At 72.7% G+C, this 12,695-nt stretch carries 10 protein-coding genes; 8 read left to right on the top strand and 2 right to left on the bottom strand.

Translation table 11 applies throughout. The features are described 5' to 3' along the window. Positions 1-34: 34 nt before the first annotated feature. The 4 genes from NOO62_RS11360 (at position 35) to NOO62_RS11345 (ending at position 5,218) form a co-directional block, all read left to right on the top strand. On the top strand, positions 35-1,384 hold the full coding sequence (locus NOO62_RS11360; RefSeq protein ID WP_268770760.1) for an NYN domain-containing protein: 1,350 nt from the start codon (positions 35-37) through the stop codon (positions 1,382-1,384). A gap of 289 nt (positions 1,385-1,673) precedes the next feature. Further along, positions 1,674-2,705 carry a C40 family peptidase gene (locus NOO62_RS11355; protein WP_268770759.1) on the top strand — a complete coding sequence of 344 codons (1,032 nt, stop codon included), beginning with the start codon at positions 1,674-1,676 and terminating at the stop codon, positions 2,703-2,705. A 240-nt stretch (positions 2,706-2,945) separates the two neighbouring features. Beyond that, positions 2,946-3,974, top strand: a complete 1,029-nt coding sequence (locus NOO62_RS11350; RefSeq protein ID WP_414930802.1) for an NlpC/P60 family protein — start codon at positions 2,946-2,948, stop codon at positions 3,972-3,974. 38 nt (positions 3,975-4,012) lie between these two features. After that, a complete protein-coding gene (locus tag NOO62_RS11345; RefSeq protein WP_268770757.1) occupies positions 4,013-5,218 on the top strand; it encodes a hypothetical protein in 1,206 nt (401 codons plus the stop codon). On the opposite strand, the gene NOO62_RS11340 is transcribed toward NOO62_RS11345, so the two are convergent. Then, positions 5,175-6,413: a glycosyltransferase family 87 protein gene (locus NOO62_RS11340; protein WP_268770756.1), complete on the bottom strand. Its 1,239-nt coding sequence runs from the start codon at positions 6,411-6,413 to the stop codon at positions 5,175-5,177. The genes NOO62_RS11345 and NOO62_RS11340 overlap by 44 nt on opposite strands. Positions 6,414-6,526: 113 nt before the next feature. On the opposite strand from NOO62_RS11340, the gene NOO62_RS11335 reads away from it, so the two are divergent. Next, the gene (locus NOO62_RS11335) at positions 6,527-7,669 is read left to right on the top strand and encodes a glycosyltransferase family 4 protein (RefSeq protein WP_268770755.1); all 1,143 of its coding nucleotides are present in this window, start codon (positions 6,527-6,529) and stop codon (positions 7,667-7,669) included. 290 nt (positions 7,670-7,959) lie between these two features. Here the strand turns inward: NOO62_RS11335 and NOO62_RS11330 are convergent, their stop codons facing one another. Further along, positions 7,960-9,756 (bottom strand): AMP-dependent synthetase/ligase, encoded by a 1,797-nt coding sequence (locus NOO62_RS11330; RefSeq protein ID WP_268770754.1) that lies wholly within the window; start codon positions 9,754-9,756, stop codon positions 7,960-7,962. Between the two features lie 319 nt (positions 9,757-10,075). Between NOO62_RS11330 and NOO62_RS11325 the strand changes: the two genes are divergently transcribed. The 3 genes from NOO62_RS11325 to NOO62_RS11315 all read left to right on the top strand — a co-directional run bounded on the left by NOO62_RS11325 (position 10,076) and on the right by NOO62_RS11315 (position 12,692). Continuing rightward, a complete protein-coding gene (locus tag NOO62_RS11325; RefSeq protein WP_268775569.1) occupies positions 10,076-10,831 on the top strand; it encodes a metallophosphoesterase family protein in 756 nt (251 codons plus the stop codon). Between the two features lie 76 nt (positions 10,832-10,907). Next, entirely contained in the window at positions 10,908-11,348 is a 441-nt protein-coding gene (locus NOO62_RS11320; RefSeq protein ID WP_150219095.1) for an SRPBCC family protein, read from the top strand. Between the two features lie 171 nt (positions 11,349-11,519). Continuing rightward, entirely contained in the window at positions 11,520-12,692 is a 1,173-nt protein-coding gene (locus NOO62_RS11315) for an ArsA family ATPase (RefSeq protein WP_268770753.1), read from the top strand. The last annotated feature ends 3 nt before the right edge of the window (positions 12,693-12,695 follow it).

Here is a 12,695-nt window from a genome sequence, read left to right as displayed (position 1 = left end):
GGGAGCGGGGCCCGCACAGCTAGTGGGGTGACGGATGGTGGAGAGCGCAGGCGGGGAGCCGGACGACGGCGCCGCTGAGGTGCTCGACCGTCCGCTGCCCGACGGTGTGCGGCGGCGGGTCGTCCAGATCGTCTCGGACGGCTTCGGCGGCCTCACCCTGGCCGAATTGCCCGCGCAGCTGCGGCAGTACGCGCGGTTCACGCCGACCCGGCGCGCGAAGTTCGCGGCCAACGCCATGGCGGCCGCGGTGGAGAACGACACCCTCTTCCGGCAGCGCATCGGCGAACGCCTCAGGGAGGTCCAGCCCGAGCTCGCCGGCGCCCTGGACGCGGGCTCGCCGCCCCCCGCCGCCGACCCCCTGGACGTGGCCGCCGCGGCCTACGTGCTGCGGCCCACCGGCTGGGTGAAGCTGGTCACCGCCGCGGGCGAGGAGGCCCAGCGGGCCGACGCCGAACGCGTCGACGACGAGACCAGGGCCGAGCTGGAGCGGCTGCGCGAAGAGCTCGTCGCGGCCCGCGGCCAGACCAAGGCGGAGACCGAGCGGCTGCGCGCCGAGCTCGAATCGGCCCGCAGGGAAGCCGAATCGATGCACCGCAAGCTGCGCGGCGCGCTCAGCGACGTCAAGCGCGGCGAGGCCGCCCTGCGCAAGGCCGCGGCGGAGGCCGAGGCCGTGCGCGCCGAGGGGCAGGCGCAGGTGTCCGCCGCCGAGAGCGAGACGCGGCGGCTCAAGGCGCGGCTCGGCGAGACCGAGGCGGCCCTCGAGGCCAGCCGCAGGGCCGCGCGCGAGGGGCGCAGCGTCGAGGACATGCGGGTGCGCCTGCTGCTCGACACGGTCCTCGACGCGGCGCAGGGGCTGCGGCGCGAGCTCGCCCTGCCGCCCGTCTCCGTGCGGCCCGCGGAGACCGTGGACGCCGTCGAGCCGGGGCGGATGTCGCCCAAGGACATCGCCGCCCGCGCGCTCTCCGAGAACGACCCGGCGATCCTGGACCAGCTCCTCGCGCTGCCCCAGGCCCACCTGGTGGTGGACGGCTACAACGTCACCAAGACCGGCTATCCGACCATGCCGTTGGAGAAGCAGCGGCTGCGGCTGCTCGGTTCGCTCTCGCAGCTCGCCCTGCAGTCGGGCGCCGAGGTCACCTGCGTCTTCGACGGCGCGGAGCTGGCCGCGCCCGTGCTGCTCGCGCCGCCGCGCGGGGTGCGGGTGCTGTTCTCCAAGCCAGGCGTCACGGCTGACGAGTTGATCCGTCAGCTGGTGCGGGCGGAGCCGCCGGGGCGGCCCGTGGTGGTCGTCTCGACCGACCGCGAGGTGGCCGACGGGATCGCGAAGGCGGGGGCGCGGCCGGTGGCTTCGGCGGTCCTCCTGAAGAGGCTTTCGCGCGGCTGAGGGCGAGGCTTTCGGTGGGCTAAGCGGCACTCGGTAACTCCTGTGCCCTATGCCCGAATTGAGGCGTCCCTCACGCGACGTAGCGTCAGAAGATCATCACTGACCGTGCGTCATGAGTAAAGAATGAACTCCAGAAACGATTTTTTGTCAGTGTGATTTGAACTGATCACAAGAAGGTCACTAATGTCACCTCGAACCTCCGCTCGGTTGATCACCCATCCGGGGTGACGGCGGCGGTACCCGCCCACCGGGTCTCGGTAGGCGGCTGGAGGAAGAAGGAGCCGCCTTCGTGGCGTCCCACCGTCGACCCAAGCAGCCGAGCCGCACCCGCGTGACCGTGCTCACCGCAACCGCCGCCGCTGCCGTGGCCCTCACCTCGCAGGGCGCCGCCCAGGCCGCGCCGAAGCCGAGCAAGGACGAGGTCAAGTCCAAGGTCGACAAGCTCTACGAAGACGCGGAGCGGGCCACCGACAAGTACAACGGGGCCAAGGAGAAGCAGGAGAAGCTCGAGAAGCAGATCGGCGACCTCCAGGACAAGGTCGCCCGCGGCCAGGAGGAGCTCAACGACCTGCGCGACGGCCTCGGTTCGATGGCCAGCGCCCAGTACCGCTCCGGCGGCATCGACCCCTCCCTGCAGCTCTTCCTCTCCTCCGACCCGGACGACTACCTCGACAAGGCGTCCACCCTCGACCAGCTGAGCAGCCAGCAGGTCGACGGGCTCAAGAAGATCCAGAAGAAGCAGCGGGACCTCGCGCAGCAGCGCAAGGAGGCCGCCGGCAAGCTGGACGACCTCGCCGACACCCGCACGGAGCTCGGCAAGAAGAAGAAGGAAGTCCAGGGCAAGCTCGGCGAGGCGCAGAAGCTCCTCAACACGCTGACCGCCAAGGAGAAGGCGGCGCTGGACGCCAAGGAGCAGAAGCGCGCGAGCCGCGCCGCCGACAAGCGCGTGGACCTCGGCGACGAGACCCCGGCGTCCGGTCGCGGCGCCGCCGCCATGGCCGCCGCCGCCACCCAGATCGGCAAGCCCTACGTCTCCGGTGGCACGGGACCGAACTCCTACGACTGCTCCGGCCTCACCCAGTGGGGGTTCGCGCAGGCCGGCGTGCACATCTCCCGGACCACGTACACCCAGCAGAACGACGGTACGAGGATCGGCCGCAGCGAGCTCAAGCCCGGCGACCTGGTGTTCTTCAACAACCTCGCGCACGTCGGCTTCTACGCGGGCAACGGCCAGGTGCTGCACGCCCCGCACCCCGGCGCCTCCGTGCGCTACGAGTCGATTTCCTACCTCGGCACCTTCCAGTTCGGCGTCCGCGTCTGACGACCCACCGTTGACGCCCGCCGTCAACGAATTGCCGACACCGTCCGAACGGGCGAATTCCGGCAACTCCCGCTGACCCCACGCCCCGTTGATGACCTGCGTCTGAAGCGGGGCGTCGGGCTGTCCGCGCCCCTTCCGTACCCGTTCGGGTCTTTGGCCGTCCGTTCGCGCACGGCTACTGTCGGCGCGCATTCCCCGGGACGGCCCGGGGTTCGTCAGCGGAAGGGAGAGCGGCGTCCCGTGGGGTTCCATCGCCGTCCCGCACAGCCCGGCCCCGCCCGGAGCACGCGCGTGACCGTCCTTTCAGCGGCAGCGGCCACCGCGGCGGCGGCCCTCGCTGCCGCGCCCGCAGGTGCCGCGCCGCAGGACAAGCCGTCCGACACGCGCGCCAAGGTGGACCGGCTCTACGAAGAGGCCGAGCACGCGACCGAGTCGTACAACAAGGCCGACGAGCGCGCCGACAAGCTGCGGGGGCAGGTCGCCCGCGTCAAGGACAGCGTCGCGCGCGGCCAGGAGCGCATCAACCGGATGCGCGGCGCCCTCGGCGCCCTCGCCGGAGCGCAGTACCGCGCCGGTGGCATCGACCCCGCACTGGCCCTCATGCTCTCCTCCGACCCGGACGGCTACCTGGAGCGGGCCTCGGTCCTCGACCGCGTCAGCGCCCGCCAGGCCGGCGAACTGGCCGACCTCCAGCGGGCGCAGCGCACCCTCGCGCAGCAGCGCGCCGAGGCGGGCCGCAAACTCGCCGAGCTGGAGAAGAGCCGCACCACCGTCGCCCGTCACAAGCGCACCGTCGAACACAAGCTCGCCAAGGCCAGGCAGCTGCTCAACTCGCTGTCCGGCAAGGACCGCGCGGCGTACGACAGGTCCTCGCGGTCCGGCGGGCGCGAAGGTCTGCCGGAACTGGGCGGCGCCCCGTCGTCCTCGCGCGCCGCCGCCGCGATCGCCGCCGCCAGGTCCGCGATCGGCAGGCCTTACGTGTGGGGCGCCAACGGGCCCTCCGGATTCGACTGTTCCGGCCTGATGCAGTGGTCGTACGCCCAGGCCGGGGTGGGCCTGCCGCGCACCTCGCAGGCCCAGCGGTACGCGGGGCGCCAGGTGTCCCTGTCCGAGGCGCAGCCCGGTGACCTGGTCGCCTACCGCGACGACGCCAGCCACATCGGGATGTACATGGGCAACGGCCAGGTGGTGCACGCCCCCTACCCCGGAGCGCCGGTCCGCTACGACCCCGTCGGCATGATGCCGGTCTCGTCCGTGACGCGGATCTGACGGGCGGCCCGCCGCACACGACCCGTACGATCGGGAAGGTGGCAGGTCACGGACGTGGGTCATGGTTGGTGGCGCTGTGCTGCGCCCTCTGTCTCGTCGTGCTCACCGGATGCGGCGGCCGCGACCCCGTCCCGGACGCGGCCGCGGGCGAGGTGCGCAAGGTCCTCGACCGGCGGGCGGCGGCCGTCCTCGACGGGAACGAGAGGGCGTACGACGGGACCGAGCGCCCCGCGAAGGGCGCCGAGGACCTCTTCGGGCGCCTGCGCGCCGTCCCGCTGGACTCCTGGGACTACCGGCTGACCGCCCTTGACCGCGACGGTGCCAGGGCCACGGCGAGCGCCGAACTCCACTACCGCATCAAGGGCTACGACCGCGCGCCGGTCACCGCCGAGCGCACGCTCACGCTCAGGCGCACCGGCGGGCAGTGGTACGTCACCGACGAGCGGCCCGCGAAGAAGACCGGCGAACAGCTCTGGGACCAGGGGCGCGTGACCGCCGAGCGCGGCGAGCGCAGCCTCGTACTCGGCGTCGGGCAGAGCGCCGCCGACCTGCGCGCCCACCGCGAGCTCGCCGACCGGGCGGTGCCCGCGGTGCGGGACGCCTGGCCGGGGAAGTGGCCGGGGCGGATCGTCGTCCTCGTGCCCCGGTCGCTGGACGGCATGGCGGGGCTCCTCGGGGCGCCCGCGTCCGGCTACCGCGGGATCGCCGCGGTCACCACCGGCGAGACGGGCGGGTCGGGAAAGGCCCCCGCCGACCGGATCATCGTCAACCCGGAGGCGTACGGCGTGCTCGGCGACTTCGGCAAGCGGGTCGTCCTCACCCACGAGGCGACGCACGTCGCGACCCGCACGGAGACCTCCGAGGCGACCCCGCTCTGGCTCTCCGAGGGCTTCGCCGACTGGGTGGGCTACCGCGGCACCGGACGCACCGCCGCACAGGCCGCCCCCGAGCTGCGCCGCGCGGTGCAGCGCAGCCACCTGCCCGCCGCGCTCCCCGAGGACGAGGACTTCGGCTTCGGCGGGGACGCCACGAAGCTCGCGGGGGCGTACGAGGGCGCGTGGCTGGCCTGCCGGATGATCGCCGAGCAGTGGGGCGAGCGTAAGCTCACGGACTTCTACGAGGCGGTGGGCGCCCACGAGGGGCGTGACGGCGCGGTCGAGGGCTCGCTGCGGGGCGTCCTGGACACCACGCCCGAGGACTTCACGGCGCGCTGGCGTACGTATCTGCGCGCGGAGCTTGGCTGATCTGCTCCGGCACCGGGCGCGACGCGGCCCCGCGCGGCGCGGACACCGTCCGGCGCCACAGGTTCCGGCAGGCAAGCACGGTCGCCGCGACCAGCAGGCCGTTGCGTACGAGGAGCAGGACCAGGCCCAGCGGATCACCGGCCACCACGTGCGAGAACCAGACGGGGAACTCCAGGAACGTCACGAACGTGGCCACGAGCACCAGCCGCGCCGGCACCACCATGGGACTCGCACGGAACGCCAGGCACACGGCGGCCGTCCCGACCAGCCACAGCATGTACTGCGGGCTGATCACCCGGCTCGTCGTGGTGAAGAGCAGCACCGCCACGAACGCCGCGTCCGCGGGGGTACTCGCCGCCCGGGCCCGGGCCCGCAGCCGCCACACCAGCAACCAGCAGAAGGCGGCCACCGACAGCCCCTGGGCGACGGTGCTCACCAGCGGCACGTACGGCCCCAGGAATTCCACCGAGCCGTAATTGAGCCGCACCTCGCCCTGCCAGCCGAAGTGGCGCGCGAGGTGGAAGACGAGGGCGCCCAGCGACTCCACCTCGGTGCCGCGGTCGCGCTGGAAGGTGAGGAAGGCCAGGGCGCCCGGCATCGTCACGAGGAACGCCAGGGCGAGCACAAGGGCCGTACCCGCGGCCGCGACCCACGACCGCCGCGTCGCCCGCCCGCGCGGCGCGCCGACGAGCAGCAGCACCGGCCACCCCTTGAGCAGCGCGCCGAACCCCGCGAGCGCCCCCATCGTGCGCGGCTGCCGCGCCCCTGCGAGCAGCCCGGCGACCGCGACGGCGGCAACCATCACGTCGTACCGCGCGTACGAGGTGGGCCCGAGCAGGGCCACGCCGATCACCCACACCCAGGCACCCCGCAACGACTTCCCGGGCCGCTGACCGGCGTACACGAGCAGTGCACACACCGCCGCATCGCACAGCAGACACAGCACGAAGAAGGCGGGCGCGTATCCGAGGAAAGGCAGCAGGGCCGGGGAGAGGACCGCGAGGGCGGCGCCGGGCGGGTACTGCCAGGTGACGTCGTCGAGGGGGAAGGTACCGGTGCGCAGAATCTCGTACCAGCCCTGGTAGATGACGGACACGTCGCTGGTCACGTCGGGTCCGGGGGCCGTGAGCACGTGCAGGACGAAGAGCATGAGGAGGCCCCTGGTCAGCCCCCAGACGGTCAGGATGCGTGCCATGAGCGCCTCGCCCCTTTTCACATACTTCATTGTGATTCGAGGGGTCATGATGCCGGGCGGGGTGGGGGCGGGCGAAGAGGCGGGGCCGTCAACTTTCGGTACTGTCGTGCGCGATGCACAAGACCCTGATCGTCACGAACGACTTCCCGCCCAGGCCCGGTGGCATCCAGGCGTTCCTGCACAACATGGCGCTGCGCCTGGACCCCGAACGCCTCGTCGTCTACGCCTCCACGTGGAAGCGGGGCCGCGAGGGCGCGGAGGCGACGGCCGCGTTCGACGCCGAGCAGCCCTTCCAGGTCGTACGCGACTCCACGACGATGCTGCTGCCGACCCCGCGCGTCACCCGCCGCGCGGTGTCGCTCCTGCGTGAACACGGCTGTACGTCGGTGTGGTTCGGGGCGGCGGCGCCGCTCGGGCTCATGGCGCCCGCGCTGCGCAAGGCGGGGGCGACGCGGCTGGTCGCGACGACGCACGGCCACGAGGCGGGCTGGGCGCAGCTTCCGGCCTCCCGCCAACTCCTCCGCCGGATCGGCGATTCGACGGACACGATCACCTATCTCGGCGAGTACACGCGCTCGCGGATCGCGGCGGCGCTGAGCCCTGCGGCGGCGGGCCGTATGGTCCAACTTCCGCCCGGCGTCGACGAGAAGACGTTCCACCCGGGGTCGGGCGGTGACGCGGTGCGGGCGCGGCTCGGCCTCACAGACCGGCCCGTGGTGGTGTGCGTGTCGCGGCTCGTGCCGCGCAAGGGCCAGGACACGTTGATCCTCGCCATGCCGAGGATTCTCTCCGCGGAGCCGGACGCGGTGCTGCTGATCGTCGGGGGCGGGCCGTACGAGAAGGACCTGCGTCGGCTGGCGGCGGAGACGGGGGTCGCGGACTCCGTCCGCTTCACGGGGGCCGTGCCCTGGTCGGAACTGCCCGCGCACTACGGCGCGGGCGACGTCTTCGCCATGCCCTGCCGGACCCGGCGCGGGGGCCTGGACGTCGAGGGCCTCGGCATCGTCTACCTGGAGGCGTCCGCGACGGGCCTTCCCGTTGTCGCGGGGGACTCGGGCGGGGCGCCGGATGCGGTGCGGGACGGGGAGACGGGGTGGGTCGTGCGGGGTGCCGCGCCCGAGGAGGCGGCGGACCGGATCGTCGCCCTGCTCGGCGACGCGGAGCTTCGCTCCCGGATGGGGGAGCAGGGGCGGGCGTGGGTGGAGGAGCGGTGGCGCTGGGACACGCTGGCGGAAAACCTGAAGTCGCTCCTGTAGCGCAGGACGTCCTGGCCGGTGCGGGCCGCTCGCGCAGTTCCCCGCGCCCCTGAAAACCCGCCTGCGCCCCTGCCCGGGGGAGCTTGCTGTGTGGCTGGCGGCCGGTGGGGGTTGCTCGCGCAGTTCCCCGCGCCGCTGAAAGGCGGCTTTGCCGCCTCGCAGGGTGCGGCGGGGAGGGGCGGGGCGTAGCCCCTGCCCCAGGGGCGCGGGGAACTGCGCGAGCAACCACGGCGTGGCGGGCGGCGCCGACGGCGGGGCGCCCCCACGGCGCGTGGGCGAAACCGCCAACGCTACCCGCGGTAAATCGCCTCGATTTCGTCCGCGTAGTCCTTGGCCACCACGTTCCTCTTCAGCTTCAGCGACGGAGTCAAGTGCCCCGACTCCTCCGTGAACTGGGAGCCGATGACCCGGAACTTACGGACGGACTCCGCCTTGGAGACCGCCGCGTTGCCGTCGTCCACCGCGCTCTGGATCGCCGCGAGGAGATCCGCGTCGTCGCGGAGGGAGGCCGCGGAGGAGTCGGCGGGCTTACCGTGCTCCGCCGCCCAGCGGCCGAGGAACTCGTCGTCGACGGTCACCAGCGCGCCCACGAACGGACGGCCGTCGCCGACGACCATGCACTCGGCGACCAGCGCGTGCGCGCGGATGCGGTCCTCGATGACGGCGGGCGCGACGTTCTTGCCGCCGGCCGTGACGATGATCTCCTTCTTGCGCCCGGTGATCCGCAGATACCCGTCCTCGTCGAGCGTGCCGATGTCACCCGTGTGGAACCAGCCGTCCGCCAGGGCCTCTTCCGTCGCGCCCTCGTTGTTCCAGTAGTGCGAGAACAGGTGCTCGCCGTGGAGCAGGACCTCGCCGTCGTCCGCTATCCGCACGACCGAGCCGGGCAGCGGCTGGCCGACCGTGCCGATCTTCTGGCGGTCCCACGGGTTGAAGGCCGTGGCCGCGCAGGACTCCGTGAGGCCGTAGCCCTCCAAGACCGTGAAGCCGATGCCGCGGAAGAAGTGGCCCAGGCGCTCGCCGAGCGGGGCGCCGCCGGAGATCGCGTACTCGCCACGCCCGCCGAGGACCGCGCGCAGCTTGCTGAAGACCAGCTTGTCGAAGAGCGCGTGCTTGAGGCGCAGGCCCAGCGACGGGCCCGACGACGTGTCCAGCGCGCGGCTGTACGCGATCGCCGTGTCCGCCGCCTTGTCGAAGATCTTGCCCTTGCCGTCGGCCTGCGCCTTCGCGCGCGCCGAGTTGTAGACCTTCTCGAAGACGCGCGGCACACCGAGGACCATCGTCGGCCGGAAGGAGGCCAGCTCGTCCGTGAGGTTCTTGACGTCGGGCGCGTGGCCGAGCTTGATCGGCGCCATCAGCGCGGCGACCTCGACCAGGCGTCCGAACACGTGGGCGACGGGGAGGAAGAGGAGGACCGAACACTCGCCCGTACGGAACAGCGGCTTCAGTCGCTCCACCACGTTGCCGCACTCCGCGAAGAAGCTGCGGTGGGTGAGGACACAGCCCTTGGGGCGGCCCGTCGTGCCCGAGGTGTAGACGATCGTGGCCGGATCGTCGGCCTTCGCGGCGCCGCTGCGCTCGTCGACGGTCGCGTCCGGCACCTCCGCGCCGGCGCCGTGCAGCTCCTCGATGCCGCCCGCGTCGATCTGCCAGACGTGCTTCAGGGCGGGCAGCGCCTCGTGCACCGACGCGACGGCCGCGGCGTGCGCGTCGAGCTCGACGACGCAGGCCACGGCGCCGGAGTCCCCGAGGATCCACTGGATCTGCTCGGCGGAGCTCGTCTCGTACACGGGGACGGTGACCGCGCCGGCGCTCCAGATGGCGAAGTCGAGGAGCGTCCACTCGTACCGGGTGCGGGACATCAGGCCGACGCGGTCGCCGGGACGCACTCCGGCGGCGATCAGGCCTTTGGCGGTGGCGCGCACGTCGGCGAGGAAGGCCTTGGCCGTGACGTCCTGCCAGCGTCCTTCGACCTTGCGGCCGATGACGGCGACGTCGGGGTGCTGCGCGGCATTTCTACGGACGATGTCGGTCAGATTGCCGTCCGCAGGGACCTCGTACAGGGCCGGAAGGCTGAACTCGCGCAAGACTGCTGCTCCTACATAGGGCGCCGGCGCCACGACGTTGTGTGCTGCGACGGTGCGGTCCAAGATCGGGCAGGTGCTCAGTCGAGTGGGGGGCTGAGCACTACTGGACTGCCCGGACGTTACCCATCGGTATGGCTGGTTCGGTAGGGGGGCGGGCCCAGATGTTCGGTGCGTCACACGTCGTCGTGGTCTGAATCGCACAGTACGCCACCGTCTTCCCGACTCGGAAGTAACCGCAGGTCCGGCCGCTGGACCGGGCCTCTACCGCCCTCGGGACGACCGTCCTAGGGTGATCGGCATGCCAGCTTTCCGGGTCAACGTGGTCAGTGACGTGCACGGCAACACCGAGGCGCTCGCGCGTGCGGGGGACGGCGCGGACGCGCTGGTCTGCCTCGGCGACCTCGTGCTCTTCCTCGACTACGCCGACCACTCGCGCGGCATCTTCCCCGACCTGTTCGGCGCCGAGAACGCGTCCATGCTGGTGGAGCTGCGTACCGCACGCCGTTTTGACGACGCCAGGGAATTCGGCCGAAAACTGTGGGCGACGGTCGACAGCGACCGGGCCGCGGTGATCGAGCGCGCCGTCCGCAAGCAGTACGCCGAGATGTTCGCCGTCCTGCCCACCCCGACCTACGCCACCTACGGCAACGTCGACATCCCCTCCCTGTGGCCCGAGTACGCCGGACCGGGCACCACCGTCCTCGACGGCGAGCGCGTCGAGATCGGCGGCCGCGTCTTCGGCTTCGTCGGCGGCGGCCTGCGCACCCCGATGCGTACGCCCTACGAGATCTCCGACGAGGAGTACGCCGCCAAGATCGAGGCCGTCGGCGAGGTCGACGTCCTGTGCACCCACATCCCGCCGGACGTACCCGAGCTCCTCTACGACACCGTGGCGCGCCGCTTCGAGCGGGGCAGCCGGGCCCTGCTCGACGCGATCCACCGGACCCGCCCCAAGTACGCCCTCTTCGGCCACGTCCACCAGCCGCTGGTCCGGCGCAGGCGCGTCGGCGCGACGGAGTGCGTGAACGTCGGGCACTTCGCCGGGACGTCCAGGCCCTGGGCCCTGGAGTGGTGACCTCGCCGCGCGCGGTAGCCTTCACGCGGTACACACCACCCCATCCCGGACGACCGCATCTGGAGGAGCCACAGCGATGGCGGAACACACCAGCTCGAGCATCACGATCGAGGCGGCACCGGCCGAGGTCATGGGAGTGATCGCCGACTTCGCTCGCTACCCGGACTGGACGGGTGAGGTGAAGGAGGCCCAGGTGCTCGCCACCGACGAGCGGGGCCGCGCCGAGCAGGTCCGCCTCGTCATGGACGCGGGCGCGATCAAGGACGACCAGACGCTGGGCTACACGTGGACCGGCGACGACGAGGTCAGCTGGACCCTCGTGAAGTCCCAGATGCTCCGCTCCCTGGACGGCTCCTACCTGCTCCGCCCCACCGCCTCCGGCACCGAGGTCACCTACCGCCTCACCGTCGACGTCAAGATCCCCATGCTCGGCATGATCAAGCGCAAGGCAGAAAAGGTCATCATCGACCGAGCCCTGGCAGGCCTGAAGAAGCGAGTCGAGTCGAAGGAAGCCTAGGGGCCTCAGGGAAAGCGGGGCGCAGCCCCTGCTTTCAGGGGCGCTGGGAACTGCGCGACCAGCCACGACCAACCGGCAGCCGCGAACGAAGCAGCCCCCTACGGCGAGTGGGCGCCCCCCGCCCCGGCGCCCCCGCCCCGGCGCCCCGCGCCTGACGTACCGTTCACCCCCATGCGCACCCTCCTCCTCACCGGCCCCGGCGGCTCCGGACGTACCACCGTCGCCGCCGCCACCGCGCTCGCCGCGGCGCGGGCCGGCCACCGGACCCTGGTGATCTCCGCCGACCGCGCCGACACCCTCGGCACGGCACTCGGCGAGGCACTCCGCCCCCAGGCCGCGCATCCCGCGCTCACCACCCTCCGCCTCGCCCCCGACGACCGCTTCCGCGACGACCTGCTCGCCCTGCAGGAACGTGCCGCCTCCGCCCTCGACCTGCTCGGTGCCGAGCGGCTCGACGGAGAGGAGCTGACCCCGCTGCCCGGCGCGGAGGAGCTGGCCCTCCTGCGGGCCCTGCGCGACGCCGCCCGCGACGGCACGTACGACACCGTGGTCGTCGACCTGCCGCCCACCCCGAAGGCCCTCGCGACCCTCGCCCTGCCCGAGCAGCTCCGCCGCTACCTGCGCCGACTGCTCCCGCCCGAGCGCCAGGCGGCCCGCGCCCTGCGCCCCATGCTCGGCCGCCTCGCCGGTGTCCCCATGCCCGCCGCCTGGCTGTACGAGACCGCGGCCGACAGGGAGGACGAACTCGCCGCCGTCCAGCGCGTGATCGAGGCCCCCGGCACCACCGTCCGCCTGGTCGCCGAACCCGGCCCCGCGGGCGCCGACGCCGTCCGTACCGCCGCCACCGGCCTCGCCCTGCACGGCCTGCGCACCGACCTCCTCGTCGCCAACCGGATCCTGCCGGACGCGAGCCCCGACACCTGGCTCGCCGGGCTCGGCGCCCAGCAGCACAAGACGCTCGACGCGTGGGAGTCGACGTACGACCACGTCGTCAGGGTCCCGCACCTCGGCCGCGACCCCCGCGGCACCGACGACCTCCAAGCCCTCGGCCTGACCGCGCCCGCAGCGGCCCCCGCCCCCGCCGCCTGGCCCGTCACCGAAGCCCCCGAGGACGACGGGAGCCACACGTACGTATGGCACATCCCGCTCCCCTCCGTCACCCGCGAGGAGCTCGGCCTGGTCCGGCGCGGCGACGAGCTCGTCGTCACCGCGGGCCCCTACCGCCGCATCGTCACCCTGCCGTCCGCGCTGCGCCGCTGCACCGTTGCGGGAGCCGGGCTGCGCGAGGGCGAGCTCAGGGTGCGTTTCGCGCCCGACCCGGACCTGTGGCCGCGAGAGCGGTGAACG

Origin of the sequence: Streptomyces sp. Je 1-369 (genome assembly GCF_026810505.1) — a bacterium.
Taxonomy (GTDB): Bacteria; Actinomycetota; Actinomycetes; order Streptomycetales; family Streptomycetaceae; genus Streptomyces.
The sequence above is the reverse complement of the archived record's forward strand: the minus strand, read 5'-3'. Positions and strand labels throughout refer to the sequence as shown.